The sequence below is a fragment of the Pseudomonas sp. FA-1 genome (assembly GCF_056856075.1).
On record NZ_JBWXTH010000011.1, the window covers coordinates 1 to 26,232 of the forward strand.

Here is a 26,232-nt window from a genome sequence, read left to right on the forward strand (position 1 = left end):
CAGTTCTACTTCCGTACCACTGACGTGACCGGTAACTGCGAACTGCCGGAAGGCGTTGAAATGGTAATGCCAGGTGATAACATCCAGATGACTGTCACCCTGATCAAGACCATCGCAATGGAAGACGGTCTGCGCTTCGCTATCCGTGAAGGCGGTCGTACCGTCGGCGCCGGCGTCGTAGCCAAAATCATCGAGTAATCACTCGGTCGATTGAAAAAGCCCCCGCTCAGCGGGGGCTTTTTTTATTGGGTTGACACTAAATGGGGGCGTCTATAGAATCACGCCTCCTTTTAACGGGCGTAGTGCGCCCGATGGGAACAGCCTGGAGTCTGAAATCCAATGCAAAATCAGCAAATCCGTATCAGGTTGAAGGCTTTTGACCATCGCCTGATCGACCAATCCACCCAGGAAATCGTGGAAACCGCGAAACGTACTGGTGCACAAGTGCGTGGTCCAATTCCACTGCCAACCCGCAAAGAGCGTTTCACCGTTCTGGTTTCCCCGCACGTCAACAAAGACGCGCGTGACCAGTACGAGATTCGCACTCATAAGCGTGTTCTGGACATCGTCCAGCCGACGGATAAAACCGTTGACGCGCTGATGAAGCTTGATCTCGCGGCAGGCGTGGAAGTACAGATCAGCCTCGGCTAAGACTTCGGTCTGGTCGTGTAACGCTCTGAAATGGGCGGCCATAGCGGGTGAAAGCCCCGTACACTCATGAGGTTTACAACATGACTATTGGTGTAGTCGGTCGTAAGTGCGGCATGACCCGCATTTTCACCGAAGAAGGTGTCTCCATTCCGGTCACGGTCATCGAGATCGAGCCGAATCGCGTCACCCAGTTCAAAACTGAAGAAACCGATGGCTACCGTGCAGTGCAAGTCACTGTCGGCGAGCGTCGTGCTTCGCGCGTGACTGCCGCTCAGGCAGGTCACTTCGCCAAGGCTAACGTTGCCGCTGGTCGCGGTGTTTGGGAGTTCCGTCTTGAAGAAGGCGATTTCCAGGCTGGCGATCTGATCAAAGCTGAACTCTTCACTGCAGGCCAGCTGGTAGACGTAACCGGTCAGTCCAAAGGTAAAGGCTTCGCCGGTACCATCAAGCGTTGGAACTTCCGTGGTCAGGACAACACCCACGGTAACTCCGTATCGCACCGTGTCCCTGGCTCCATCGGCCAGTGCCAGACTCCTGGTCGTGTATTCAAGGGCAAGAAGATGTCCGGTCACATGGGCGCCGAGCGCGTGACTGTTCAGTCCCTGGAAGTAGTACGCGTAGACGCAGAACGCAACCTGCTGCTGGTCAAGGGTGCCGTTCCAGGCGCTACTGGCGGCGACGTGGTTGTGCGTCCAGCTGTCAAGGCTCGCGGTTAAGGGGAAACTGACATGCAACTCAATGTAAATGACGCTCAGGCGATCGAAGTTTCCGAACTGACTTTCGGTGGCGAATTCAACGAGACGCTGGTACACCAAGCAGTCGTGGCCTACATGGCCGGCGGCCGTCAGGGCACCAAGCAGCAGAAGACCCGTTCCGACGTGGCTGGTGGCGGTAAGCGCCCATGGCGTCAGAAGGGCACCGGCCGTGCTCGTGCCGGTACCACTCGTGGCCCGATCTGGCGCGGCGGTGGTGTCACCTTCGCAGCTCGTCCTCAGGATCACTCGCAGAAGCTCAACAAGAAGATGTACCGCGCAGCTCTGCGCTCCATCCTCTCCGAGCTGGTACGTAGCGAGCGCCTGGTCGTAGTTCAGGACTTCGCAGTCGAAGCCCCGAAGACCAAGGACCTGCTGAACAAGCTGAACGGCATGGGTCTGAACGACGTACTGATCGTTTCCGACGCCGTTGATCAGAACCTGTACCTGGCTGCTCGTAACCTGCCGCACGTCGACGTACGTGACGTTCAGGGTTCCGATCCGGTCAGTCTGATCGCATACGAGAAAGTGTTGATCACTGTCTCGGCCGTGAAGAAATTCGAGGAGCTGCTGGGATGAACCAGGAACGCGTATTTAAAGTCCTCCTTGGCCCGCACGTTTCCGAGAAGGCTACCGTTCTGGCTGAGAAGAAAGGCCAGTTCGTATTCAAGGTTGCTACCGATGCAACCAAGCTGGAAATCAAGAAAGCTGTCGAAGGCCTGTTCAACGTAAAAGTTGAAAACGTGTCGACCGTCAACGTCCTGGGTAAAACCAAGCGTACCGCACGTGGTCTGGGCAAGCGTAATGACTGGAAGAAGGCGATCGTCTCCCTTCAGCCAGGCCAAGATCTCGATTTCAGCAGCAGTGCTGAGTAAGGAAGGGGTGCATCATGGCAATCGTTAAATGCAAACCGACTTCCCCTGGCCGCCGTTTCGTGGTCAAGGTGGTCAACAAGGAGCTGCACAAAGGCGCTCCTCACGCACCGCTGATCGAGAAGAAATCGAAGTCTGGTGGTCGTAACAACAATGGCCGCATCACCACTCGTCACGTTGGTGGTGGTCATAAGCAGCATTACCGTCTGGTCGACTTCCGTCGCAACGACAAAGATGGCATCCCTGCCACTGTCGAGCGTATCGAATACGACCCGAACCGTACTGCTCACATCGCCCTGCTGTGCTACGCAGACGGCGAGCGTCGTTACATCATCGCCCCTAAAGGCGTTGTTGCCGGCGACCAGCTGATCGCAGGTGCCCTGGCCCCAATCAAGGCCGGTAACACCCTGCAACTGCGCAACATCCCAGTAGGTAGCACCATTCACGGCATCGAACTGAAGCCGGGCAAGGGTGCACAGATCGCTCGTTCCGCTGGCGCCTCGGCTCAGCTGATCGCTCGTGAAGGCGCTTACGTGACCCTGCGTCTGCGCTCTGGTGAAATGCGTAAAGTACTGGCTGAGTGCCGTGCGACGCTGGGCGAAGTCTCGAACTCCGAGCACAGCCTGCGTTCGCTGGGTAAAGCAGGTGCTAAACGCTGGCGCGGCGTTCGCCCAACCGTTCGTGGTGTTGCCATGAACCCGGTTGACCACCCACATGGTGGTGGTGAAGGTCGTACCTCCGGTGGTCGTCATCCGGTATCGCCATGGGGCTTCCCGACCAAGGGTGCGAAGACCCGTGGTAATAAGCGTACCGACAACATGATCGTCCGTCGTCGCAAGTAACTAGAGGGATACGACAGTGCCACGTTCTCTGAAAAAAGGTCCTTTTATCGATCTTCACCTTCTGAAGAAGATCGAAGTGGCGGTGGAGAAGAACGATCGCAAGCCAGTTAAAACCTGGTCGCGCCGTTCGATGATCCTGCCACAAATGGTCGGTCTGACCATCGCGGTACACAACGGTCGCCAGCATGTCCCCGTTCTCGTGAACGAAGACATGGTCGGCCACAAACTGGGCGAGTTCGCCGGTACCCGCACCTATCGCGGGCACGTGGCTGACAAGAAAGCCAAGCGTTAAGGGGTAAGGAAATGGAAGTAGCCGCTAAGTTGTCGGGCGCTCGAATCTCCGCCCAGAAAGCCCGCTTGGTCGCCGACCAGATCCGCGGGAAGAAGGTGGGCGAAGCGCTCAACCTGTTGGCCTTCAGCAGCAAAAAAGCCGCTGAAATCATGAAGAAAGTCCTCGAGTCGGCCGTTGCCAACGCCGAACACAACGAAGGCGCAGACGTTGATGACCTGAAGGTCTCCACCGTCTTCGTCAACGAAGGGCGTTCGCTGAAGCGCATCATGCCGCGTGCCAAAGGCCGCGCTGATCGCATCGTCAAGCGGTCTTGCCATATCACTGTCAAGGTTGCGGACAAGTAACGGAGTCGATCAGATGGGTCAGAAAGTACATCCCACTGGCATTCGCCTGGGAATCGTCAAGGAGCACACCTCCGTCTGGTATGCAGACGGCGCTACTTACGCAGATTACCTGTTGAAGGATCTGAAAACGCGTGAGTACCTCCAGGACAAACTAAAAAGCGCGTCCGTAAGCCGTATCGATATTCATCGTCCGGCTCAAACTGCACGCATCACCATCCACACCGCTCGTCCCGGTATCGTTATCGGTAAGAAAGGTGAGGACGTTGAGAAGCTGCGTCAGGACCTGACCAAGCAGATGGGTGTGCCTGTGCACATCAACATCGAAGAGATCCGCAAGCCGGAACTCGACGCTATGCTGGTTGCCCAGAGCGTAGCCCAGCAGCTGGAGCGCCGCGTAATGTTCCGTCGCGCCATGAAGCGCGCCGTACAGAACGCCATGCGTATTGGTGCCAAAGGCATCAAGATCCAGGTGAGCGGTCGTCTCGGCGGTGCCGAGATCGCACGTACCGAGTGGTATCGCGAAGGTCGTGTGCCCCTGCACACCCTGCGTGCCGATATCGACTACAACACCTACGAAGCTCACACCACCTACGGTGTGATCGGTGTGAAGGTTTGGATCTTCAAAGGCGAAGTGATTGGTGGTCGCCAGGAAGAGCTGAAGCCGCAAGCACCAGCGCCTCGTAAAAAAGCTGCTAAGTAAGGGGTACGCCAAATGTTGCAACCAAAGCGTACAAAATTCCGCAAGCAGATGACCGGCCACAACCGTGGTCTGGCACTGCGCGGTAGCAAGGTCAGCTTCGGCGAATTCGCCCTGAAGGCTGTTGCTCGCGGTCGTCTCACCGCCCGTCAGATCGAGTCGGCACGTCGTGCCCTGACCCGTCACGTAAAACGTGGCGGCAAGATCTGGATCCGTGTATTCCCGGACAAGCCGGTTACCAAGAAGCCTCTCGAGGTTCGTATGGGTAAAGGTAAGGGTTCCGTTGAGTACTGGGTTGCCCAGATCCAGCCAGGCAAGGTCCTGTACGAGATCGAGGGTGTTTCTGAAGAGCTGGCGCGCGAGGCCTTCGCCCTGGCTGCTGCAAAGCTGCCACTCGCCACCTCCTTTGTTAAGCGGACGGTGATGTGATGAAAGCGAATGAACTTCGTGAAAAATCGGCACAGCAGCTGAACGAGCAACTGCTCGGCTTGCTGCGCGACCAGTTCAATCTGCGTATGCAGAAGGCAACTGGCCAGTTGGGGCAGTCGCACCTGCTCTCGCAAGTTAAGCGTGACATCGCTCGCGTGAAAACTGTGCTCAACCAGCAGGCAGGTAAGTGATCATGGCTGAAGCTGAAAAAACCGTCCGTACGCTGACTGGCCGTGTCGTCAGCGACAAAATGGACAAGACCATCACCGTTCTGATCGAGCGTCGCGTCAAGCACCCGATCTACGGTAAATACGTTAAGCGTTCGACTAAGCTGCACGCGCACGACGAGACCAACCAGTGCAAGATCGGCGACAAGGTTTCCATCCGCGAAACCCGTCCGCTGGCCAAGACCAAGTCCTGGGCACTGGTTGAAGTCCTCGAACGCGCTGTTGAAGTCTAAGGGCGAAGGGTCGGAGAAATTTTATGATTCAGACTCAATCCATGCTCGATGTGGCCGATAACAGCGGCGCTCGTCGCGTCATGTGCATCAAGGTGCTCGGCGGTTCCCACCGCCGTTACGCCGGTATCGGTGACATCATCAAAGTTACCGTCAAGGAAGCCATTCCTCGCGGTAAGGTCAAAAAAGGCCAGGTGATGACTGCTGTTGTCGTCCGTACCCGTCACGGTGTACGTCGCGCTGACGGTTCCATCATTCGTTTCGACGGCAACGCTGCTGTTCTGCTGAACACCAAGCAAGAGCCGATCGGCACTCGCATCTTCGGGCCAGTGACCCGTGAACTTCGTACCGAGAAGTTCATGAAGATCGTCTCGCTCGCCCCTGAAGTGCTCTAAGGAGATCCGACATGCAAAAGATTCGTCGTGACGACGAGATCATCGTGATCGCCGGCAAGGACAAAGGTAAGCGCGGTAAGGTGCTGAAGGTGCTCGCTGACAACCGTCTGGTTGTTGGCGGTGTCAACCTGGTCAAGCGTCATACCAAGCCTAACCCGATGGCGGGCGTCCAGGGCGGTATCGTCGAAAAAGAAGCGCCTCTGCACGCTTCCAACGTTGCCATTTTCAATGGTGAAACCAACAAGGCTGACCGCGTTGGCTTCAAGGTTGAAGACGGCAAGAAAATTCGTGTCTTCAAGTCGACCCAGAAAGCGGTTGATGCTTGAACACTGCTAGGTAGAAGACAATGGCACGACTGAAAGAGATTTACCGGAACGAAATCGCTCCCAAGCTTAAGGAAGAACTTAAGCTCGCGAACGTGATGGAAGTTCCTCGCGTAACCAAGATCACCCTGAACATGGGTCTGGGCGAAGCGGTCGGTGACAAGAAGGTCATCGAGAACGCCGTTGCCGACCTGGAAAAGATCACCGGTCAAAAGCCGGTCGTGACTTTCGCTCGCAAGTCGATTGCGGGTTTCAAGGTTCGTGAAGGTTGGCCGATCGGCGTCAAGGTAACCCTGCGCCGCGATCGTATGTACGAATTCCTGGACCGCCTGCTGGCGATCTCCCTGCCTCGGGTTCGCGACTTCCGCGGCCTGAATGCCAAGTCCTTCGATGGTCGTGGCAACTACAGCATGGGCGTGAAAGAGCAGATCATCTTCCCGGAAATCGACTACGACAAGATCGATGCTCTGCGCGGTCTGGACATCACCCTGACCACCACTGCTCGTACGGATGACGAAGGCCGCGCTCTGCTGCGTGCTTTCAAATTCCCGTTCCGCAACTGATTGGAGTAGGAAAATGGCCAAGAAGAGCATGAAAAACCGCGAGCTGAAGCGTCAGCTCACGGTAGCCAAGTACGCTAAGAAGCGCGCTGAGCTGAAGGCGACCATCGTCAACCTGAACGCTTCTCCTGAAGAGCGTTTCGCTGCCGTAGTCGCTCTGCAGAAGCAGCCACGTGACGCTAGCGCCTCGCGCCTGCGTAACCGTTGCCGCCTGACCGGCCGTCCTCACGGTGTATACCGTAAGTTCGGCCTGGGCCGTAACATGCTGCGTCAAGCTGCAATGCGCGGTGACGTACCAGGTCTGGTCAAGGCCTCCTGGTAATCGCAGGTGTAGTCCCGACGGAAGGGGAGCAATCTTCCGACCGTCGGTGACCTCGCCAACAAACAAGCCCCTTATGGGGCTTGTTTCGTTTCTGTCTTGTGTCTAGAATGACCGGCTCACCTGAGCCCGGGTTTTTTACCCTGCCCGCTCGGGTGGTTGTGATAGCCGCAAGGCTAATAATTCTTGTATCAGGAGCATCTAGCCCATGAGTATGCAGGACCCGTTAGCGGACATGCTAACTCGCATCCGTAATGCCCAGATGGCTGAAAAGTCCGTCGTAAGCATGCCTTCCTCCACCCTGAAGGTCGCGGTTGCCAAAGTTCTGAAGGACGAAGGTTACATCGCTGGCTACCAGGTCAGTGGCGAAGCCAAACCCTCCCTGTCGATCGAACTGAAGTACTTCGAAGGCCGTCCGGTCATCGAGGAACTGAAGCGCTCCAGCCGTCCAGGCCTGCGCCAGTACAAGTCCGTCGCAGACCTGCCGAAAGTACGTGGCGGCCTGGGCGTGTCTATTGTCTCCACCAACAAAGGTGTGATGACTGATCGCGCTGCGCGCGCTGCCGGTGTTGGCGGCGAAGTTCTGTGCACAGTGTTCTAAGGGGAGATAGGCATGTCTCGCGTCGCTAAGAACCCCGTTAAGCTGCCTTCCGGCGTCGAAGTCAAATTCGCCGGCCAGCAGCTTTCGGTGAAGGGTGCCAAGGGCACTCTCGAACTGAACGTTCACTCGTCTGTTGAAATCACCCAGGAAGCTGGTGAGCTGCGTTTCGCCGCTCGCAACGGTGACCAGCAAGCTCGCGCCATGGCCGGTACTACCCGTGCCCTGGTGAACAACATGGTCCAGGGCGTAAGCCAAGGCTTCGAGCGCAAGCTCCAGCTGGTCGGTGTTGGTTACAAGGCACAGGCCAAGGGCAGCGTCCTGAACCTGGCTCTGGGCTTCTCGCACCCAGTGGACTACGAACTGCCAGCCGGCATCACCGCTGAAACTCCCAGCCAGACCGACATCCTGATCAAGGGTATCGACAAGCAGCTGGTTGGTCAGGTGGCCGCTGAAATCCGCGACTTCCGTCCGCCAGAGCCTTACAAAGGCAAGGGTGTGCGTTACGCGGACGAAGTAGTCCGTCGTAAAGAAGCCAAGAAGAAGTAGGGCCTAGCAAATGACCGACAAAAAAGTTACTCGACTGCGTCGCGCTCGCAAAGCACGCCTGAAAATGCACGAACTCGAAGTCGTGCGTCTGTGCGTGTTCCGCTCCTCGCAGCACATCTACGCCCAGGTCATTTCGGCCGACGGCAGCAAGGTTCTGGCAAGCGCCTCGACCTTGGACAAAGAACTGCGTGATGGCGCCACCGGCAACATCGACGCGGCCACTAAGGTTGGCAAGCTGGTAGCTGAGCGTGCGAAAGCCGCCGGTGTATCTCAAGTTGCCTTTGACCGTTCCGGCTTCAAGTACCACGGCCGCGTCAAGGCGCTGGCTGATGCTGCTCGTGAAGGCGGGCTGGAGTTCTAAGTTATGGCAAATAACGATCAAAAGCGCGACGAAGGCTACATCGAGAAGCTGGTTCAAGTTAACCGCGTAGCTAAAACCGTTAAAGGCGGCCGTATCTTCACCTTCACCGCGCTGACCGTGGTAGGTGACGGCAAGGGCCGTGTTGGTTTCGGCCGTGGCAAATCGCGCGAAGTACCTGCCGCGATCCAGAAAGCCATGGAAGCTGCCCGTCGCAACATGATTCAAGTCGACCTGAAGGGCACCACCCTGCAGTACGCCACCAAGGCCGCCCACGGCGCCTCGAAGGTCTACATGCAGCCTGCCTCGGAAGGTACCGGTATCATCGCCGGCGGCGCAATGCGTGCTGTCCTGGAAGTTGCTGGTGTCCAGAACGTTCTGGCCAAGTGCTACGGTTCGACCAACCCAGTGAACGTGGTTTACGCCACCTTCAAGGGTCTGAAAGCCATGCAATCTCCTGAGTCCATTGCTGCCAAGCGCGGCAAGAGCGTTGAGGAGATCATCTGATCATGGCAACTGTAAAAGTAACGCTGATCAAAAGCACCGCCGGCCGTCTGCCTAACCACAAACTGTGCGTTAAAGGCCTGGGTCTGCGTCGCATCGGTCACACTGTAGAAGTCCAGGATACTCCCGAAAACCGCGGGATGATCAACAAGGCTTACTACATGCTGAAGGTCGAGGGTTAATCGATGAAACTCAATGATCTGAGTCCAGCGCCGGGTTCCCGTCGCGAGAAGCATCGTCCGGGTCGTGGTATCGGTAGCGGTTTGGGCAAGACCGGTGGCCGCGGCCACAAAGGTCAGACCTCCCGTTCCGGTGGTTCGATCGCTCCGGGCTTCGAAGGCGGTCAACAGCCGCTGCACCGTCGTCTGCCGAAGTTCGGCTTCGTTTCCCTGAAAGCCATGGACCGCGCCGAAGTGCGTCTGTCCGAGCTGGCCAAGGTGGAAGGCGACGTGATCTCCGTGCAATCCCTGAAGGATGCCAACGTGATCGGCCAGCACGTACAGCGCGTGAAAATCATGCTGTCGGGCGAAGTCACTCGCGCAGTCACCATCAAGGGTATCGCAGCCACCAAGGGTGCGCGTGCGGCTATCGAAGCAGCTGGCGGCAAGTTCGAGGAATAAATGGCTAAGCAAGGTGCTCTCTCTTCGCTCGGAAAGGGCGGGATGTCGGAACTCTGGGCTCGTCTGCGCTTTCTGTTCATGGCGATCATCGTCTATCGGATCGGCGCGCATATCCCGGTGCCTGGCATCAACCCGGACCGTCTGGCGGATCTGTTTCGGCAGAATGAGGGGACCATTCTTAGCTTGTTCAACATGTTTTCCGGTGGCGCGCTGGAGCGCATGAGCATTTTTGCGCTGGGGATCATGCCGTACATTTCGGCGTCGATCATCATGCAGCTCATGACCGCGGTCAGCCCGCAACTGGAGCAGTTGAAGAAGGAAGGTGAAGCTGGCCGTCGCAAGATCAGCCAGTACACCCGCTACGGCACCGTTATCCTGGCACTGGTTCAAGCCATTGGCATGTCCATTGGCCTGGCCAACCAGGGCGTGGCGTTTTCTGTTGGCCTGGGCTTCCATGTTGTCGCCGTTGCCACTTTCGTGGCCGGCGCGATGTTCATGATGTGGCTGGGCGAGCAGATCACCGAGCGCGGTGTGGGCAACGGTATCTCGATGTTGATCTTCGCAGGTATCGTTGCCGGTCTTCCGAGAGCAATCGGGCAGTCTTTCGAGTCTGCACGTACAGGCGATATCAACATTTTCGCCCTGGTCGCTATCGGTTTGCTTGCAGTAGCGATTATCGGCTTCGTGGTGTTCATCGAGCGTGGTCAGCGTCGTATCGCCGTTCACTACGCCAAGCGTCAGCAGGGCCGCAAGGTCTTTGCCGCGCAGACCAGCCACTTGCCGCTCAAGGTGAACATGGCAGGGGTTATCCCGGCCATTTTCGCCAGCAGCATTCTGCTGTTCCCGGCTTCGCTGGGTGCCTGGTTCGGTCAGTCCGAGGGTATGGGCTGGCTACAGGACATCTCGCAGTCGATCGCTCCTGGTCAGCCGTTGAACATTTTGCTGTTTAGTGCAGGGATCATTTTCTTCTGCTTCTTCTATACAGCGCTGATGTTCAACCCGAAAGACGTAGCGGAAAACCTGAAGAAGTCCGGTGCCTTTATTCCGGGTATCCGTCCTGGTGAGCAGTCGGCACGCTATATTGATGGCGTTCTGACCCGTCTGACCATGTTCGGTGCTCTTTACATGATGGCCGTCTGCCTTCTGCCCCAGTTCCTGGTGGTGGCAGCAAACGTGCCGTTCTACCTTGGCGGGACCTCGTTGCTGATTGTGGTAGTGGTTGTGATGGACTTCATGTCCCAAGTACAATCGCACCTCGTTTCGCACCAGTACGAATCCCTGATGAAGAAAGCCAACCTGAAAGGCTACGGTGGCAGCGGCCTGCTGCGCTGATAGACCCCCTAAGGTTCGAGGAGTCGGTAATGAAAGTTCGTGCATCGGTGAAAAAGCTGTGCCGCAACTGCAAGATCATTCGTCGCGAAGGTATCGTTCGCGTGATCTGCAGCGCGGAACCGCGTCACAAGCAGCGCCAAGGCTGAGTGTGATCCGCGCTTCAAACCCAGCAGCTAGTGTGCTGCTGGGTTGATTATTCGTTTCTACAGCGATATTATCTCGCGCCCTATTTCTTGGCTTCCGGGGCGTAGGTAGCTGTCAATTGGAGTCCCACTGAATGGCCCGTATTGCAGGCGTCAACATTCCAGATAACAAGCACACTGTTATCTCGCTGACCTACATCTATGGTGTCGGTCGCACTACTGCACAGAAGATCTGTGCAGACGCTGGTGTAAACCCAGCCGCTAAGATCAAGGATCTGAGCGACGAGCAAATCGAAACCCTGCGTGGCGAAGTCGCGAAGATCACCACCGAAGGTGATCTGCGTCGTGACATCAACATGAAGATCAAACGCTTGATGGACCTGGGTTGCTACCGCGGCCTGCGTCATCGTAAAGGTCTGCCGGTTCGCGGTCAGCGCACCAAGACCAACGCACGCACCCGTAAGGGCCCGCGTAAGCCGATCCGCAAGTAATCGCCCAGGAATATAGACATGGCAAAACCTGCTGCTCGTCCTCGTAAAAAAGTCAAAAAGACAGTGGTTGATGGCATCGCCCACATCCATGCGTCTTTCAACAACACCATCGTGACCATCACCGACCGTCAGGGCAACGCTTTGTCCTGGGCGACCTCCGGTGGTTCGGGTTTCCGTGGTTCGCGCAAATCCACCCCGTTCGCAGCCCAGATCGCTGCTGAGCGTGCTGGTCAAGCTGCGCTGGAATATGGCCTGAAGAACCTCGACGTCAACGTCAAGGGCCCAGGTCCAGGTCGTGAGTCCGCCGTTCGTGCACTGAACAGCTGCGGCTACAAGATCGCCAGCATCACCGACGTGACGCCAATCCCGCACAACGGGTGCCGTCCGCCGAAGAAGCGTCGCGTGTAATCAGGAGACAGATAAATGGCACGTTACATTGGTCCAAAATGCAAACTGTCTCGTCGTGAAGGCACCGATCTGTTCCTGAAGAGCGGCGTTCGCGCTCTGGAATCGAAGTGCAACATCGAAGCAGCCCCAGGTATCCACGGCCAGCGCCGTGGCCGTCAGTCCGACTACGGTACCCAGCTGCGCGAGAAGCAAAAAGTTCGTCGTATCTACGGTGTCCTGGAGCGTCAGTTCCGCGGTTACTACCAGCTGGCAGCCTCGAAGAAGGGTGCTACCGGTGAAAACCTGCTGCAACTGCTCGAGTGCCGTCTGGACAACGTCGTCTACCGTATGGGCTTCGGTTCCACTCGTTCGGAATCGCGCCAGCTGGTTTCGCACAAGGCAATCAGCGTCAACGGCAAGACCGTAAACATTCCATCCTACCAAGTTCGTCCGGGTGACGTGGTCGCGGTTCGCGAGAAGTCGCAGAACCAGCTGCGCATTGTTCAAGCCCTTGAACTGTGCGCCCAGCGTGGCCGCGTTGAGTGGGTTGACGTGGATGCTGCCAAGAAGTCGGGCGTTTTCAAGAACGTTCCTGCTCGCAGCGACCTGTCCGCCGACATCAACGAAAACCTGATTGTCGAGCTCTACTCCAAGTAAGGGCTAGAAAATAGGTGCATCCATGCAGATTTCGGTAAATGAGTTCCTGACACCCCGCCACATTGATGTGCAGGTTGTCAGTCCGACCCGCGCCAAGATCACGCTCGAGCCTCTCGAGCGTGGCTTCGGCCATACCCTGGGCAACGCGCTGCGTCGCATCCTGTTGTCCTCCATGCCTGGCTGTGCAGTAGTCGAGGCCGAGATCGACGGCGTACTCCATGAGTACTCCGCGATCGAAGGTGTACAGGAAGACGTCATTGAAATCCTGTTGAACCTCAAAGGCCTGGCCATCAAGCTGCACGGTCGTGACGAAGTTACGCTGACCTTGTCGAAAAAGGGTTCGGGGGTGGTTACCGCTGCCGATATTCAGCTGGATCACGATGTCGAGATCGTCAATCCCGATCACGTAATCGCGAACCTGGCGTCCAACGGCGCCCTGAACATGAAGCTCACCGTAGCTCGTGGTCGCGGTTACGAGCCGGCCGACTCCCGTCAAACCGACGAAGACGAAAGCCGCAGCATCGGCCGTCTGCAGTTGGACGCTTCGTTCAGCCCGGTGCGTCGTATCGCCTACGTGGTCGAGAACGCCCGTGTTGAACAGCGTACCAACCTGGACAAGCTGGTCATCGACCTGGAAACCAACGGTACCCTGGACCCTGAAGAGGCCATCCGTCGTGCCGCGACCATCCTGCAGCAGCAGCTGGCCGCGTTCGTCGACCTCAAAGGTGACAGCGAGCCTGTTGTAGTCGAGCAGGAAGACGAGATCGATCCGATCCTGCTGCGTCCGGTTGACGATCTGGAACTGACCGTACGTTCGGCCAACTGCCTCAAGGCGGAGAACATCTACTACATCGGCGACCTGATTCAGCGTACCGAAGTAGAGCTGTTGAAGACTCCGAACCTGGGCAAGAAGTCCCTGACTGAAATCAAGGACGTCCTGGCCTCCCGTGGTCTGTCTCTCGGCATGCGCCTCGACAACTGGCCGCCTGCAAGTCTTAAGAAAGACGACAAGGCGACCGCCTGATCGTCGTAATCACCGAACGTAGTGTTTGGTAAGGAATGAATCATGCGTCATCGTAAAAGTGGACGTCACCTGAGCCGTACCAGCTCTCACCGCAAGGCTATGTTCCAGAACATGGCTGTGTCGCTGATCGAGCACGAGCTGATCAAAACCACCCTGCCGAAAGCCAAGGAACTGCGCCGCGTTGCCGAGCCGCTGATCACCCTGGCCAAGGAAGACAGCGTCGCTAACCGTCGCCTGGCTTTCGACCGTACCCGTTCGAAAGCTGCCGTCGGCAAGCTGTTCAACGACCTGGGCAAGCGCTACGCCACCCGTCAGGGCGGCTACCTGCGTATCCTGAAGTGCGGTTTCCGCGCTGGCGACAACGCGCCTATGGCGTACGTCGAGCTGGTTGATCGTCCGGTCGGTGGTGCTGTAGAAGCTGCCGAGTAAGACGTCTGTCTGCTACAAGAAACCGGGCCTAGTGCCCGGTTTTTTGTGCTTGTGTGAATTGGTATTTTCTATCGATTCTACTAATTCAATGAATTAGTTGTTGTAACCAGGCTCGACCATACTTGTCAGCACGCCGATACAGCGGTAGCCCTAGACTGATAAGGAGAGCCCATGAGCAAGATTCTCACCACCGCCAGCGGTGCCCCAGTAGCCGACAACCAGAACTCCCGTTCGGCAGGCCCACGTGGCCCGCTGCTGCTCGACGACTTCCATCTGATCGAGAAGCTCGCCCATTTCAACCGTGAGAACATTCCTGAGCGCCGGGTGCATGCCAAGGGTTCGGGCGCCTATGGCACCTTCACCGTTACCCATGACATCTCCCAGTACACCAGCGCCAAGCTGTTCGACACCATCGGCAAGCAAACCGAGACCTTCCTGCGTTTCTCCACAGTCGGTGGCGAGCGAGGCTCGGCCGATACCGAGCGTGACCCGCGCGGTTTCGCAGTCAAGTTCTACACCGAGGAAGGCAACTGGGACATCGTGGGCAACAACACACCGGTGTTCTTCATCCGCGATCCGCTCAAGTTCCCAGACTTCATCCATACCCAGAAGCGCCACCCGCAGTCCAACCTGAAGAACGCCCAGATGATGTGGGATTTCTGGTCCCATTCTCCTGAGGCGCTGCACCAGGTCACGATTCTGTTCTCCGACCGTGGCATCCCGGATGGCTATCGGCATATGCACGGCTTTGGCAGCCACACCTACAGCCTGATCAACGCCAAGGGGGAGCGCACCTGGGTCAAATGGCACTTCAAGACCCAGCAGGGCATCAAGAACCTCGCACCCGCTGAAGCGGCCCGTCTGGCAGGTACCGACCCGGACTACGCCCAGCGCGATCTGTTCGAGGCCATCGAGCGTGGCGACTACCCGCGTTGGACCGTGTGCATCCAGGTGATGAGCGAGGCCGAAGCCGCTGGCCGTGCGGAGAACCCCTTCGACGTGACCAAGACCTGGTCGCAGAAGGAGTACCCGCTGATTGAGGTCGGTGTGTTGGAGCTCAACCGCAACCCGCTCAACTACTTCGCCGAAGTCGAGCAGGCGGCCTTCGGCCCGAGCAACATGGTACCGGGTGTTGGCCTGTCGCCGGACCGGATGCTGCAAGGTCGAGTATTCGCCTACGCTGACGCCCACCGCTACCGTGTCGGCACCAATCACCAGCAGTTGCCGGTGAATGCCCCACGCTGCCCGGTGCACAGCTATCAGCGCGATGGCGCGATGGCGTCCGGCACCTATGGCAGCGCCCCGAACTACGAGCCAAACAGCTACAGCGACGCGCCCAAGCAGTCGCCGCGCCATGCCGAGCCAGCCCTCGCCCTGCAAGGTGCTGCCGATCGCTACGATCATCGCGAGGACAATGACTACTTCAGCCACGCCGGTGCGTTGTTCCGGCTGATGAACGCCGAGCAGCAGGCCTTGCTCATCAGCAATATCGCCGCCGCGATGGCGGGGGTCAGCATGGATGTGATGCAACGCCAGCTGCAGTACTTCTTCAAGGCTGACCCGGCCTATGGCGAAGGTGTCGCCAAGGCGCTGGGCGTGAAGCTTGCCTAAGTCGAAGTGATAAGAAGAACCGCCCTCATTTGGGCGGTTTTTCAATGAATATCACTACTGTTTAACCGATTTTTTGCTTCTAATTGCGCCTTTCTCCGTGACCGCGAGGCAAAGCTGGTTCACACTATTGGCATTGACGTATTCACAGGGAGAAGCAGGGCGATGCAAGGTCACCCGGACGTAATCAACTACCTCGTCACGTTGCTGAAGGGCGAACTGGCAGCACGCGATCAATACTTCATCCATTCGCGCATGTACGAAGACTGGGGCCTGTCCAAGCTCTACGAACGTATCAACCACGAGATGGAAGAAGAGACCCAGCACGCCGACGCCCTGATGCGCCGCATCCTAATGCTCGAAGGCACGCCGGACATGCGCGCCGATGATCTGGAAGTGGGCAGCACCGTGCCCGAGATGATCGAGGCCGACCTCAAGCTCGAGTACAAGGTGCGTGCGGCATTGTGCAAAGGCATCGAGTTATGCGAATTGCACAAGGACTACGTCAGCCGCGATATCCTGCGTGCGCAGTTGGCCGATACTGAGGAAGACCACACCTACTGGCTGGAGAAGCAGCAGGGGTTGATCAAGGCGATCGGCCTGGAGAACTACCTGCAATCGCAGATGTAAAAGCCGGGGCTGCTCTGCAGCCCTTTCGCGGCACAAGGCCGCTCCTACAGGACAGCGCAATGTGCGGTCTTGCAGGAGCGGCCTCTTGCTGTGAAAGGGGCGCAAAGCGCCCCGGTGCCTCAGGCCCGATCCCGCTCCAGCAACGGCTTGAGGTAATGTCCGGTATAGGACTGCTTCATCTCGGCCAATTCCTCCGGGGTGCCACAGGCAATGATCTGGCCGCCTTTGGAACCACCTTCCGGCCCCAGGTCCACCAGCCAGTCGGCCGTCTTGATCACGTCCAGGTTATGCTCGATCACCACCACGGTATTGCCGTGGTCGCGCAGGCGATGCAGTACATCCAGCAGTTGCTGGATATCGGCGAAATGCAGGCCGGTAGTCGGCTCATCGAGGATATACAGCGTCTTGCCGGTATCGCGCTTGGACAGTTCGCGAGACAACTTGACCCGCTGCGCCTCGCCGCCTGACAGTGTCGTGGCCGACTGCCCCAGCTTGATATAGGACAGGCCCACGTCCATCAGCGTCTGCAGCTTGCGCGCCAGGGCTGGTACCGCGTCGAAGAATGCCCGGGCATCCTCGATGGTCATTTCCAGCACTTCATGGATGTTCTTGCCCTTGTACTTGATCTCCAGGGTCTCGCGATTGTAGCGCTTGCTCTTGCACACATCGCACGGTACGTAGATGTCCGGCAGGAAATGCATCTCCACCTTGATCAGGCCATCGCCCTGGCACGCCTCGCAGCGCCCACCCTTGACGTTGAAGGAGAAACGCCCCGGGCCGTAGCCCCGTGCGCGCGACTCCGGCACGCCGGCGAACAGTTCGCGGATCGGGGTGAAGATGCCGGTGTAGGTTGCCGGGTTGGAGCGCGGTGTGCGGCCGATCGGGCTCTGGTCGATGTCGACGACCTTATCCAGGTGCTGCAGGCCATCCAGGCTGTTGTGCGGCGCGGCCTCCAGGCTGCTGGCCCCATTGAGCGCGGTGGCGGCCAGGGGGAACAGGGTATTGTTGATCAGGGTCGATTTGCCCGAGCCGGAAACACCCGTGACGCACGTAAGCAGGCCAATCGGCACTTCCAGGTCAACGTTCTGCAGGTTGTTGCCACGGGCGCCCTTGAGCTTGAGCGCGAGCTTCTTGTTACGTGGGGTTCGCTTGGCCGGCACGACGATCTTCTTGCGCCCGGAGAGGTACTTGCCGGTCAGCGAGTCGGGGTGGGCCATCACCTCTTCCGGCGATCCCTCGGCGACGATCTGGCCGCCGTGCACACCTGCCCCCGGGCCAATGTCGACCACGTAGTCGGCCAGGCGAATGGCGTCCTCGTCGTGTTCCACCACGATCACCGTGTTGCCCAGGTCGCGCAGGTGGTTCAGGGTCGCCAGCAAGCGGTCGTTGTCCCGCTGGTGCAGGCCAATGGACGGTTCGTCGAGAATGTACATGACGCCCACCAGGCCGGCGCCAATCTGGCTGGCCAGGCGGATGCGCTGGGCTTCGCCGCCGGACAAGGTCTCGGCGCTGCGGTCCAGCGTCAGGTAGTCCAGGCCGACATTGACCAGGAATTGCAGGCGCTCGCAGATCTCCTTGAGGATTTTCGCCGCGATCTCGCCGCGTCGGCCGGTCAGGGTCAGGTCGCTGAAATAATCGCTGGCTTCGCCGATCGGCAGGTTGGTGACCGCCGGCAGGGTTTTCTCGCCTACCCAGACGTGACGCGCTTCGCGACGCAGGCGGGTGCCGCGGCAGTCCGGGCAGGGCTGGGTACCGAGGTACTTGGCCAGCTCCTCGCGCACAGTGGCGGATTCGGTCTCGCGGTAGCGTCGCTCCAGATTGGGCACGATGCCCTCGAAGGGGTGCGAACGCTTGACGATGTCGCCACGGTCGTTGAGGTACTTGAAATCGACGCTCTGTTTGCCGCTGCCGTGCAGGATCACCTTCTGGTGTTCGGCCGACAGCTCGCCGAACGGCAGCTCCAGGCTGAAGCCATAGTGCGAGGCCAGGGAGCCGAGCATCTGGAAGTAATAGACGTTGCGCCGGTCCCAACCGCGTATGGCGCCCTCGGCCAGGGTCAGCTCGTTGTTGACCAGGCGCTTGGTGTCGAAGAACTGCTTCACGCCCAGGCCGTCGCAGGTCGGGCAGGCACCGGCCGGGTTGTTGAAGGAGAACAGCTTAGGCTCGAGTTCGCTGATGGCATGGCCGCACACCGGGCAGGCGAAACGGGCGGAGAAGATCATCTCTTCACCGGCCTCGTCGTCCATCGGCGCTACCAAGGCGATGCCATCGGCCAATTTCAGCGCGGTCTCGAAGGACTCGGCCAATCGCTGCTGCAAGTCTTCGCGGACCTTGAAGCGGTCCACCACCACATCGATGCTGTGCTTCTTCTGCTTGTCCAGCTTGGGCAGTTCGTCGAGCTCGTACAACTTGCCGTTGACCCGGGCGCGTACGAAGCCCTGGGCGCGCAGTTCGTCGAACACCGCCAGGTGCTCGCCCTTGCGTTCACGTACTACCGGCGCGAGCAGCATCAGCTTGCTGCCTTCGGGCTGGGCAAGCACCAGATCGACCATCTGGCTGATCGTTTGCGCCTCCAGCGGGATGTCGTGGTCCGGGCAGCGTGGCGTGCCGACGCGGGCGTAGAGCAGGCGCAGGTAGTCGTAGATTTCGGTGATGGTGCCGACGGTGGAGCGGGGGTTGTGCGAGGTGGATTTCTGCTCGATGGAGATGGCCGGCGACAGGCCTTCGATGGTGTCGACGTCGGGCTTTTCCATCATGGACAGGAACTGCCGGGCATAGGCCGACAAGGACTCCACGTAGCGGCGCTGTCCCTCGGCGTACAGGGTGTCGAACGCCAGGGACGACTTGCCGGAACCGGACAGGCCGGTGATCACGATCAGTTTGTCCCGGGGCAGGGTCAGGTCGATGTTCTTCAGGTTGTGGGTGCGTGCCCCACGAATCAGGATCTTGTCCACTGCGGCCTCGCTCGGCGGGCATAAACAAGGGAGTATAAGGCGCGCTGCCAGTACGCGGCAAAGCGTCGCGTGGATGCTGTTACGCTGTCGGACTGATAGAATCGCCGCCGGTTCACACGAGGTTATTCCATGCACGACACCCACAACGAGCGCATGAGTGGCAGCGAAACCCGCGCCGCAAGCGGCCTGGCCCTGGTCTTTGCCTTTCGTATGCTGGGCATGTTCATGGTCCTGCCGGTGCTGGCGACCTATGGCATGGACCTGGCCGGCGCGACCCCTGCGCTGATCGGCCTGGCCATCGGTGCCTACGGCCTGACCCAGGCCGTGCTGCAGATTCCGTTCGGGGTGATTTCCGACCGCATCGGGCGCCGCCCGGTGATCTACCTGGGCCTGGTGGTGTTCGCCCTCGGCAGCCTGCTGGCGGCCCAGGCCGACTCGATCTGGGGTGTGATCGCCGGGCGCATCCTGCAAGGTGCAGGGGCCATTTCGGCGGCCGTCATGGCATTGCTTTCCGACCTGACCCGCGAGCAGCACCGCACCAAGGCCATGGCCATGATCGGCATGAGCATCGGCCTGTCGTTCGCCGTGGCCATGGTTATTGGCCCATTGGTGACCCGTGCCTTTGGCTTGTCAGGATTGTTCCTCGCCACTGCAGGACTTGCCCTCGTCGGCATCGCCCTCATTGCCTTTGTCGTGCCCAGCGGCCACAAGGCCCTGCAGCACCGCGAGTCCGGTGTGGCGCGCCAGGCCCTGGGCCCGACCCTGCGTCATCCGGACCTTCTGCGCCTGGACGTGGGCATTTTCGTCCTGCATGCCATCCTCATGGCCAGCTTCGTTGCGTTGCCCCTGGCCTTCGTCGAGCGCGGCGGCCTGCCGAAGGAACAGCACTGGTGGGTATACCTGACCGCCTTGCTCGTCTCATTTTTTGCAATGATCCCGTTCATCATCTATGGCGAAAAGAAGCGCAAGATGAAGCGCGTGCTGATCGGCGCTGTCGGCGTGCTGATGGTGGTCGAGCTGTTCTTCTGGCAATGGGCTGACAACTTGCGCGGACTGGTGACCGGCACCGTGGTATTCTTTACGGCATTCAACCTGCTGGAGGCATCGCTGCCTTCGCTGGTGAGCAAAGTGTCGCCCGCAGGCGGCAAGGGGACGGCCATGGGGGTCTATTCCACCAGCCAGTTCCTGGGTGCCGCCCTGGGAGGAATCATCGGTGGCTGGTTGTTCCAGCACGGTGGCCTGGGCATGGTGTTCCTCGGTTGCGCAGGGCTGTGTGCCGTGTGGCTGGTGACTGCCTTGAGCATGAACGAGCCGCCGTACGTGACCAGCCTGCGCATGCCGCTGACGCCGGAAGGTCTCCGGGAAGCCGGCTTGACCGAGCGACTGTTGGCCGTGCCGGGTGTGACCGACGCCGTGGTGGTGGCAGAAGAAGCCGCCATCTATATCAAACTGGATACGAAAATTTTGGACCGTGCGACCCTCGAGCGTCTGGTGAACCCAGCCTCTTCGGCGTGCGAAGCCTAGGAGAACGTTATGGCCCGTGGGGTTAACAAAGTCATTCTGGTCGGCACCTGCGGTCAGGATCCCGAAGTCCGCTACCTGCCCAACGGTAACGCCGTGACCAACCTGAGCCTGGCCACCAGCGAGCAATGGACCGACAAGCAGTCCGGCCAGAAGGTCGAGCGTACCGAATGGCACCGCGTGGCCTTGTTCGGCAAGGTCGCCGAGATCGCCGGCGAGTACCTGCGCAAAGGTTCGCAGTGCTACATCGAAGGCAAGCTGCAGACCCGCGAGTGGGAAAAAGACGGCATCAAGCGCTACACCACCGAAATCATCGTCGACATCAACGGCACCATGCAGTTGCTCGGCGGCCGTCCGCAGAACCAGCAGGGCGGTGATCCGTACAACCAGGGTGGCGGCAATTACAACCAGGGCGGCCAGCAGCAATACAACCAGGCACCACGCCAGCAGGCCCCGCGTCCGCAGCAAGCCCCGCAACGCCCCGCGCCGCAGCAGCCAGCACCGCAGCCAGCGGCCGACTTCGACAGCTTTGATGACGATATTCCGTTCTGACCTGCGCCAGGGCCTCGAACTACGCCGGTCCTGAGCTATCTGCAGTAATGGGGCTGTTACACAGCCCATCGCGGGGCAAGCCCGCGCCTACAAGGGGTTGCTTGTAGGCGCGGGCTTGCCCCGCGATTGCTTCATGCCTGACCCATGTCATCGCACATTCCTGATTCTTGACTAGAGTTACAGGTTGGTGGCCATCCCGATGGCCGCTACCGTGAGTCCTAGAGGCGCCGGCACGTTCCAGGCGCCCAGAACCTGATCAGGAGTGCACGATGGACCTCAACCGTCGGCAGTTCTTCAAGGTCGCCGCTGTCGGCCTTGGAGGCTCGAGCCTTGCGGCGTTGGGCATGGCCCCTACGCCTGCGTTCGCCGAGCAGGTGCGCCACTTCAAGCTGGCGCACACCAAAGAGACCCGCAACACCTGCCCCTACTGCTCGGTCGGCTGCGGCCTGATCATGTACAGCCAGGGCGACGCGGGGAAGAACGTCAAGCAGAACATCATCCACATCGAGGGCGATGCGGATCACCCGGTCAACCGTGGCACCCTGTGCCCTAAGGGCGCCGGCCTGTTGGACTTCATCCACAGCCCCAACCGCCTGCAGTACCCCGAGGTGCGCAAGCCAGGCAGCAAGGAGTGGACCCGGGTCAGCTGGGACGAGGCGCTCGATCGCATCGCCGACCTGATGAAGAAGGACCGCGACGCCAATTTCATCGAGAAGAACGATCAGGGCCAGACGGTCAACCGTTGGCTTACCGTGGGCTTCCTCGCCGCGTCGGCTGCCTCCAGCGAGGCCGGCTATCTGACGCACAAGGTGGTCCGTTCGCTGGGTGTACTGGGGTTCGATAACCAAGCGCGTGTCTGACACGGCCCGACGGTGGCAAGTCTTGCCCCGACGTATGGCCGTGGCGCCATGACCAATCACTGGTCTGATATCGCCAACGCGAACCTGGTCCTGGTGATGGGTGGCAACGCAGCAGAGGCGCACCCGTGCGGCTTCAAGTGGGTGACCGAAGCCAAGGCGCACAACAAGGCGCGGCTGATCGTGGTCGACCCGCGGTTCACGCGTACCGCCTCGGTGGCGGACTACTATGCGCCGATCCGTACCGGTACCGACATCGCCTTCATGGGCGGGCTGATCAATTACCTGCTGAGCAACGACAAGATCCAGCACGAGTACGTGCGCAACTACACTGACGTGTCGTTCATCGTCAACGAAGGCTATGGCTTCGAAGATGGGCTGTTCAGCGGCTACGATGCGGACAAGCGTATCTATGCCGACAAGTCCGGCTGGGGCTATGAGCTCGGTGAAGACGGCTTCGCCAAGGTCGACCCGACCCTGCAGCACCCGCGCTGCGTCTTCCAACTGATGAAGCAGCACTACAGCCGCTACACCCCGGAAGTGGCGAGCATGACCTGTGGCATGCCCCAGGACGCCATGATGAAGATCTGGGAAGAGATCGCCACCTGCTCGCAACCGGGCAAGACCATGACGATCCTTTATGCGCTCGGCTGGACGCAGCACTCGATCGGTGCGCAGATCATCCGCAGTGCGGCCATGGTCCAGTTGCTGCTGGGCAACGTCGGCATGCCGGGCGGCGGGGTCAACGCGCTGCGCGGCCACTCCAACATCCAGGGCCTGACCGACCTGGGGCTGCTGTCCAACTCGTTGCCTGGCTACCTGACCCTGCCCGGCGATGCCGAGCAGGACTACGCCACGTACATCGACAAACGCGCATCCAAACCGCTGCGCCCAGGGCAGCTGTCCTACTGGCAGAACTACGGCAAATTCCACGTCAGCCTGATGAAGGCCTGGTATGGCGCCAACGCCACCGCAGAGAACGACTGGGGCTATGAGTGGCTGCCCAAGCTGGATGTCGGCTCCTACGACGTACTGCGCATGTTCGAGATGATGGGGCAGGGCAAGGTCAACGGCTATATGTGCCAGGGCTTCAACCCCATCGCTGCGTTGCCGGACAAGAACCGTGTCACCGCCGCGCTGGCCAAGCTCAAGTGGCTGGTGATCATGGACCCGCTGGCCACCGAAACCTCTGAGTTCTGGCGCAACGCCGGCCCGTTCAACGACGTCGACACGGTCAATATCCAGACCGAGGTGTTCCGCCTGCCCACCACCTGCTTCGCCGAAGAGGATGGCTCGCTGGTCAACAGCAGCCGCTGGTTGCAATGGCACTGGAAGGGCGCCGACGGCCCGGGCGAGACCCGCACCGACGTACAGATCATGAGCGAGCTGTTCCTGCGCCTGCGCCATCGCTACAAGGCCGAGGGCGGTGCCTACCCCGACCCGATGCTCAATATCAGCTGGCCGTACAAGATTCCTGAAGAGCCTTCCCCGGAGGAGCTGGCCAAGGAAATGAACGGCTGGGCGATCACCGACCAGGTCGATGCTGCCGGTACCACCCTCAAGGCAGGCCAGCAGCTCTCCGGCTTCGGCCAGCTTAAAGACGATGGCAGCACCGCGTCCGGTTGCTGGATCTTCTCGGGTTGCTGGACCGAGCAGGGCAACCAGATGGCCCGGCGCGACAACAGCGACCCTTACGGCATGCATCAGGTGCAGAACTGGGCTTGGGCGTGGCCTGCCAACCGGCGCATCCTCTACAACCGTGCCTCCAGCGACCCGCAGGGCAAACCCTGGGAGCCGGAGAAGAAGCGCCTGGTGTGGTGGAACGGCAAGGCCTGGACCGGTACCGACGTGCCGGACTTCAAGGTCGACTCGCCGCCGGAAGCCGGGATGAACCCGTTCATCATGAACCCCGAAGGTGTGGCGCGGTTCTTCGCCATCGACAAGATGGCCGAGGGGCCGTTCCCCGAACACTACGAGCCGTTCGAGACGCCCATCGGCATCAACCCGCTGAACCCGCAGAACAAGAAGGCCACCAGCAACCCGGCCGGGCGGGTCTTCGACTCGGTGTGGGATACCCTCGGCAAGGCCGACGAGTTCCCCTATGCGGCAACCACCTACCGGCTGACCGAGCACTTCCACTTCTGGAGCAAGCATTGCCGTCTCAACGCCATTGCCCAACCTGAGCAGTTCGTCGAGATCGGTGAGGTGCTGGCGAATGAGAAGGGCATCAAGGCGGGCGATCGGGTGCGGGTGAGCTCCAAGCGAGGGCATATCGAGGCGGTGGCGGTGGTGACCAAGCGGATCCGTCCGCTGAAGGTCAACAACCAGACCGTGCACCACGTGGGTATCCCGTTGCACTGGGGCTTTACCGGCATCACCCGGCATGGCTACCTGACCAACACCCTGGTGCCATTCCTGGGCGATGGCAACACCCAGACGCCGGAGTCCAAGTCGTTCCTCGTCAACGTGGAGAAAATCTAAATGGCCCAGCAAGACATCATCGCCCGCTCGGCCACCACGACCGTACCGCCTTCGGTACGCCAACAGCAAGAAGTGGCCAAGCTGATCGACACCACCAAGTGCATCGGTTGCAAGGCCTGCCAGGTGGCGTGTTCGGAGTGGAACGAACTGCGTGACGAGGTCGGCCACAACCATGGCACCTACGACAATCCCCAGGACCTGACTGCCGACACCTGGACCCTGATGCGCTTCACCGAGCACGAGCGCGACGATGGCAACCTGGAGTGGCTGATCCGCAAGGATGGCTGCATGCATTGCGCCGAACCTGGTTGCCTGAAGGCGTGCCCGAGCCCGGGGGCGATCATCAAGCACGCCAACGGCATCGTCGACTTCAACCAGGACCATTGCATCGGCTGCGGCTATTGCATCACCGGTTGCCCGTTCAACATCCCGCGCATCTCGCAGAAGGACCACAAAGCCTACAAGTGCAGCCTGTGTTCCGACCGCGTGGCCGTGGGCCTGGAGCCGGCCTGTGTGAAGACTTGCCCGACCGGGGCGATCGTCTTCGGCAGCAAGGACGAAATGAAGGTGCATGCCGCCGAGCGCATCGTCGACCTCAAGTCCCGTGGCTACGACAACGCCGGGTTGTACGACCCGGACGGCGTCGGCGGCACCCACGTGATGTACGTGTTGCACCATGCCGATACGCCCAAGTTGTACGCCGGCTTGCCAGACCAGCCGGTAATCAGCCCCCTGGTGGGGTTGTGGAAGGGCATCAGCAAGCCATTGGCGCTGCTGGCCATGGGCGCGGCGGTGCTGGCCGGGTTCTTCCACTATGTGCGGGTCGGCCCACAGCGGGTCGAGGAGCAGGAACATCCGACCACGGGCGAAGACGGCGTGCACCAAGTGGACCCGTCGGTCCATGTCTATGACCCGACCAAGCCCGGTGGACAAGGGGAGCCACGGCCATGAGCGACCACAAACCTATCGTGCGCTACAACGCCAACGAGCGAAGCAACCACTGGATCGTCGCGATCCTGTTCGTGATGGCCGGGTTGTCGGGGCTGGCGCTGTTCCATCCGGCACTGTTCTGGCTCAGCCACCTGTTTGGCGGCGGGCCGTGGACACGCATCCTGCATCCGTTCCTCGGGGTGGCGATGTTCGTGTTCTTCCTCGGCCTGGTGCTGCGTTTCTGGCGCGCCAACTACATCTCGGCCAACGACCGCCTGTGGCTACGCCGTATCGACCGGGTGATGCTGAACAAGGAAGAGGGCGTGCCACCGATCGGCAAGTACAACGCCGGGCAGAAGCTGCTGTTCTGGACCCTGCTGTTGTGCATGCTCGTGTTGCTGGTCAGTGGCGTGGTGATCTGGCGAGCCTGGTTCAGCCAGTACTTCGACATCGGCGCCATTCGCCTGGCCACCTTGCTGCACGCCCTGGCGGCATTCGTGCTGATCCTCAGCATCATCGTGCACATCTACGCCGGTATCTGGATCAAGGGCTCGGTGGGTGCGATGCTGCATGGCACGGTGAGCCGCGCCTGGGCGCGCAAGCATCATGAACTGTGGTACCGGGACGTGACGGGCGACAAGGCCCCGCCAAGCCCGGGTAGAAAAGAAGGATGA

General features: G+C 59.7%; 37 protein-coding genes. 36 read left to right on the forward strand and 1 reads right to left on the reverse strand.

Annotated elements, in window-relative coordinates; translation table 11 throughout:
* The 31 genes from AC1MHZ_RS18880 to bfr all read left to right on the forward strand — a co-directional run.
* A partial coding sequence (locus AC1MHZ_RS18880; protein ID WP_455752439.1) for an EF-Tu C-terminal domain-related protein occupies nucleotides 1–198 on the forward strand: 198 nt, incomplete at its 5' end.
* A 141-nt stretch (nucleotides 199–339) separates the two neighbouring features.
* Nucleotides 340–651 carry a 30S ribosomal protein S10 gene (gene rpsJ / locus AC1MHZ_RS18885; RefSeq protein WP_003186070.1) on the forward strand — a complete coding sequence of 104 codons (312 nt, stop codon included), beginning with the start codon at nucleotides 340–342 and terminating at the stop codon, nucleotides 649–651.
* Nucleotides 652–731: 80 nt separating this feature from the next.
* Nucleotides 732–1,367: a 50S ribosomal protein L3 gene (gene rplC, locus AC1MHZ_RS18890; protein WP_043210317.1), complete on the forward strand. Its 636-nt coding sequence runs from the start codon at nucleotides 732–734 to the stop codon at nucleotides 1,365–1,367.
* Nucleotides 1,368–1,379: 12 nt separating this feature from the next.
* On the forward strand, nucleotides 1,380–1,982 hold the full coding sequence (gene rplD / locus AC1MHZ_RS18895; RefSeq protein WP_043210315.1) for a 50S ribosomal protein L4: 603 nt from the start codon (nucleotides 1,380–1,382) through the stop codon (nucleotides 1,980–1,982).
* Nucleotides 1,979–2,278 carry a 50S ribosomal protein L23 gene (gene rplW / locus AC1MHZ_RS18900; protein ID WP_003255484.1) on the forward strand — a complete coding sequence of 100 codons (300 nt, stop codon included), beginning with the start codon at nucleotides 1,979–1,981 and terminating at the stop codon, nucleotides 2,276–2,278. The genes rplD and rplW overlap by 4 nt, the downstream gene beginning before the upstream one ends.
* Before the next feature lie 14 nt (nucleotides 2,279–2,292).
* Nucleotides 2,293–3,117 carry a 50S ribosomal protein L2 gene (rplB, locus tag AC1MHZ_RS18905; RefSeq protein WP_084857313.1) on the forward strand — a complete coding sequence of 275 codons (825 nt, stop codon included), beginning with the start codon at nucleotides 2,293–2,295 and terminating at the stop codon, nucleotides 3,115–3,117.
* A gap of 16 nt (nucleotides 3,118–3,133) precedes the next feature.
* Nucleotides 3,134–3,409, forward strand: a complete 276-nt coding sequence (gene rpsS / locus AC1MHZ_RS18910; RefSeq protein ID WP_010486981.1) for a 30S ribosomal protein S19 — start codon at nucleotides 3,134–3,136, stop codon at nucleotides 3,407–3,409.
* An 11-nt stretch (nucleotides 3,410–3,420) separates the two neighbouring features.
* Nucleotides 3,421–3,753 (forward strand): 50S ribosomal protein L22, encoded by a 333-nt coding sequence (rplV, locus tag AC1MHZ_RS18915; RefSeq protein WP_003103908.1) that lies wholly within the window; start codon nucleotides 3,421–3,423, stop codon nucleotides 3,751–3,753.
* 13 nt (nucleotides 3,754–3,766) lie between these two features.
* Nucleotides 3,767–4,453: a 30S ribosomal protein S3 gene (rpsC, locus tag AC1MHZ_RS18920; RefSeq protein WP_003255481.1), complete on the forward strand. Its 687-nt coding sequence runs from the start codon at nucleotides 3,767–3,769 to the stop codon at nucleotides 4,451–4,453.
* Between the two features lie 12 nt (nucleotides 4,454–4,465).
* Nucleotides 4,466–4,879 carry a 50S ribosomal protein L16 gene (rplP, locus tag AC1MHZ_RS18925; RefSeq protein WP_009397508.1) on the forward strand — a complete coding sequence of 138 codons (414 nt, stop codon included), beginning with the start codon at nucleotides 4,466–4,468 and terminating at the stop codon, nucleotides 4,877–4,879.
* Entirely contained in the window at nucleotides 4,879–5,070 is a 192-nt protein-coding gene (rpmC, locus tag AC1MHZ_RS18930; protein ID WP_002555481.1) for a 50S ribosomal protein L29, read from the forward strand. Before rplP ends, rpmC begins: the two co-directional genes overlap by 1 nt.
* A 2-nt stretch (nucleotides 5,071–5,072) precedes the next feature.
* A complete protein-coding gene (gene rpsQ, locus AC1MHZ_RS18935; RefSeq protein ID WP_084857315.1) occupies nucleotides 5,073–5,339 on the forward strand; it encodes a 30S ribosomal protein S17 in 267 nt (88 codons plus the stop codon).
* Between the two features lie 23 nt (nucleotides 5,340–5,362).
* Nucleotides 5,363–5,731 (forward strand): 50S ribosomal protein L14, encoded by a 369-nt coding sequence (gene rplN, locus AC1MHZ_RS18940; protein WP_008089810.1) that lies wholly within the window; start codon nucleotides 5,363–5,365, stop codon nucleotides 5,729–5,731.
* Between the two features lie 11 nt (nucleotides 5,732–5,742).
* Nucleotides 5,743–6,057, forward strand: coding sequence for a 50S ribosomal protein L24 (rplX, locus tag AC1MHZ_RS18945; RefSeq protein WP_013970637.1), 315 nt, complete (start codon nucleotides 5,743–5,745; stop codon nucleotides 6,055–6,057).
* Nucleotides 6,058–6,077: 20 nt separating this feature from the next.
* Nucleotides 6,078–6,617, forward strand: a complete 540-nt coding sequence (rplE, locus tag AC1MHZ_RS18950; RefSeq protein WP_084857317.1) for a 50S ribosomal protein L5 — start codon at nucleotides 6,078–6,080, stop codon at nucleotides 6,615–6,617.
* A 13-nt stretch (nucleotides 6,618–6,630) separates the two neighbouring features.
* Nucleotides 6,631–6,936 carry a 30S ribosomal protein S14 gene (gene rpsN, locus AC1MHZ_RS18955; RefSeq protein ID WP_013970638.1) on the forward strand — a complete coding sequence of 102 codons (306 nt, stop codon included), beginning with the start codon at nucleotides 6,631–6,633 and terminating at the stop codon, nucleotides 6,934–6,936.
* Nucleotides 6,937–7,141: 205 nt separating this feature from the next.
* A complete protein-coding gene (rpsH, locus tag AC1MHZ_RS18960) occupies nucleotides 7,142–7,534 on the forward strand; it encodes a 30S ribosomal protein S8 (RefSeq protein WP_084857318.1) in 393 nt (130 codons plus the stop codon).
* A 12-nt stretch (nucleotides 7,535–7,546) separates the two neighbouring features.
* Nucleotides 7,547–8,080 (forward strand): 50S ribosomal protein L6, encoded by a 534-nt coding sequence (gene rplF / locus AC1MHZ_RS18965; protein WP_084857320.1) that lies wholly within the window; start codon nucleotides 7,547–7,549, stop codon nucleotides 8,078–8,080.
* Between the two features lie 10 nt (nucleotides 8,081–8,090).
* Nucleotides 8,091–8,441, forward strand: coding sequence for a 50S ribosomal protein L18 (gene rplR, locus AC1MHZ_RS18970; RefSeq protein WP_009397496.1), 351 nt, complete (start codon nucleotides 8,091–8,093; stop codon nucleotides 8,439–8,441).
* A gap of 3 nt (nucleotides 8,442–8,444) precedes the next feature.
* Complete coding sequence (gene rpsE / locus AC1MHZ_RS18975) at nucleotides 8,445–8,945, forward strand: 30S ribosomal protein S5 (protein WP_023382626.1); 501 nt, start codon at nucleotides 8,445–8,447, stop codon at nucleotides 8,943–8,945.
* Nucleotides 8,946–8,947: 2 nt separating this feature from the next.
* Complete coding sequence (gene rpmD / locus AC1MHZ_RS18980; protein WP_028690238.1) at nucleotides 8,948–9,124, forward strand: 50S ribosomal protein L30; 177 nt, start codon at nucleotides 8,948–8,950, stop codon at nucleotides 9,122–9,124.
* Between the two features lie 3 nt (nucleotides 9,125–9,127).
* A complete protein-coding gene (rplO, locus tag AC1MHZ_RS18985; RefSeq protein ID WP_084857322.1) occupies nucleotides 9,128–9,562 on the forward strand; it encodes a 50S ribosomal protein L15 in 435 nt (144 codons plus the stop codon).
* Complete coding sequence (secY, locus tag AC1MHZ_RS18990) at nucleotides 9,563–10,894, forward strand: preprotein translocase subunit SecY (RefSeq protein ID WP_084857323.1); 1,332 nt, start codon at nucleotides 9,563–9,565, stop codon at nucleotides 10,892–10,894. It begins immediately after the preceding gene.
* A gap of 29 nt (nucleotides 10,895–10,923) precedes the next feature.
* The gene (rpmJ, locus tag AC1MHZ_RS18995) at nucleotides 10,924–11,040 is read left to right on the forward strand and encodes a 50S ribosomal protein L36 (RefSeq protein ID WP_011531897.1); all 117 of its coding nucleotides are present in this window, start codon (nucleotides 10,924–10,926) and stop codon (nucleotides 11,038–11,040) included.
* A gap of 131 nt (nucleotides 11,041–11,171) precedes the next feature.
* The gene (rpsM, locus tag AC1MHZ_RS19000) at nucleotides 11,172–11,528 is read left to right on the forward strand and encodes a 30S ribosomal protein S13 (RefSeq protein WP_084857325.1); all 357 of its coding nucleotides are present in this window, start codon (nucleotides 11,172–11,174) and stop codon (nucleotides 11,526–11,528) included.
* Nucleotides 11,529–11,546: 18 nt separating this feature from the next.
* On the forward strand, nucleotides 11,547–11,936 hold the full coding sequence (gene rpsK, locus AC1MHZ_RS19005; RefSeq protein ID WP_003255454.1) for a 30S ribosomal protein S11: 390 nt from the start codon (nucleotides 11,547–11,549) through the stop codon (nucleotides 11,934–11,936).
* Nucleotides 11,937–11,951: 15 nt separating this feature from the next.
* On the forward strand, nucleotides 11,952–12,572 hold the full coding sequence (gene rpsD, locus AC1MHZ_RS19010; RefSeq protein ID WP_084857327.1) for a 30S ribosomal protein S4: 621 nt from the start codon (nucleotides 11,952–11,954) through the stop codon (nucleotides 12,570–12,572).
* Between the two features lie 22 nt (nucleotides 12,573–12,594).
* A complete protein-coding gene (locus AC1MHZ_RS19015) occupies nucleotides 12,595–13,596 on the forward strand; it encodes a DNA-directed RNA polymerase subunit alpha (RefSeq protein ID WP_003255452.1) in 1,002 nt (333 codons plus the stop codon).
* Nucleotides 13,597–13,638: 42 nt separating this feature from the next.
* Nucleotides 13,639–14,025, forward strand: a complete 387-nt coding sequence (rplQ, locus tag AC1MHZ_RS19020; RefSeq protein WP_043210290.1) for a 50S ribosomal protein L17 — start codon at nucleotides 13,639–13,641, stop codon at nucleotides 14,023–14,025.
* 171 nt (nucleotides 14,026–14,196) lie between these two features.
* Nucleotides 14,197–15,636, forward strand: a complete 1,440-nt coding sequence (locus tag AC1MHZ_RS19025; protein ID WP_482966787.1) for a catalase — start codon at nucleotides 14,197–14,199, stop codon at nucleotides 15,634–15,636.
* A gap of 162 nt (nucleotides 15,637–15,798) precedes the next feature.
* Nucleotides 15,799–16,263, forward strand: a complete 465-nt coding sequence (gene bfr, locus AC1MHZ_RS19030; RefSeq protein WP_084857331.1) for a bacterioferritin — start codon at nucleotides 15,799–15,801, stop codon at nucleotides 16,261–16,263.
* A gap of 119 nt (nucleotides 16,264–16,382) precedes the next feature.
* Here bfr and uvrA read toward each other — a convergent pair whose 3' ends face one another.
* On the reverse strand, nucleotides 16,383–19,217 hold the full coding sequence (gene uvrA / locus AC1MHZ_RS19035; protein ID WP_084857332.1) for an excinuclease ABC subunit UvrA: 2,835 nt from the start codon (nucleotides 19,215–19,217) through the stop codon (nucleotides 16,383–16,385).
* 129 nt (nucleotides 19,218–19,346) lie between these two features.
* On the opposite strand from uvrA, the gene AC1MHZ_RS19040 reads away from it, so the two are divergent.
* The 5 genes from AC1MHZ_RS19040 to AC1MHZ_RS19060 all read left to right on the forward strand — a co-directional run bounded on the left by AC1MHZ_RS19040 (nucleotide 19,347) and on the right by AC1MHZ_RS19060 (nucleotide 26,232).
* On the forward strand, nucleotides 19,347–20,741 hold the full coding sequence (locus AC1MHZ_RS19040; RefSeq protein WP_084857334.1) for an MFS transporter: 1,395 nt from the start codon (nucleotides 19,347–19,349) through the stop codon (nucleotides 20,739–20,741).
* 9 nt (nucleotides 20,742–20,750) lie between these two features.
* Nucleotides 20,751–21,290, forward strand: coding sequence for a single-stranded DNA-binding protein (locus tag AC1MHZ_RS19045; RefSeq protein ID WP_196145403.1), 540 nt, complete (start codon nucleotides 20,751–20,753; stop codon nucleotides 21,288–21,290).
* 269 nt (nucleotides 21,291–21,559) lie between these two features.
* On the forward strand, nucleotides 21,560–24,628 hold the full coding sequence (gene fdnG / locus AC1MHZ_RS19050) for a formate dehydrogenase-N subunit alpha (RefSeq protein WP_482966788.1): 3,069 nt from the start codon (nucleotides 21,560–21,562) through the stop codon (nucleotides 24,626–24,628).
* Nucleotides 24,629–25,579: a formate dehydrogenase subunit beta gene (fdxH, locus tag AC1MHZ_RS19055; protein WP_084857342.1), complete on the forward strand. Its 951-nt coding sequence runs from the start codon at nucleotides 24,629–24,631 to the stop codon at nucleotides 25,577–25,579.
* A complete protein-coding gene (locus AC1MHZ_RS19060; RefSeq protein ID WP_084857344.1) occupies nucleotides 25,576–26,232 on the forward strand; it encodes a formate dehydrogenase subunit gamma in 657 nt (218 codons plus the stop codon). Before fdxH ends, AC1MHZ_RS19060 begins: the two co-directional genes overlap by 4 nt.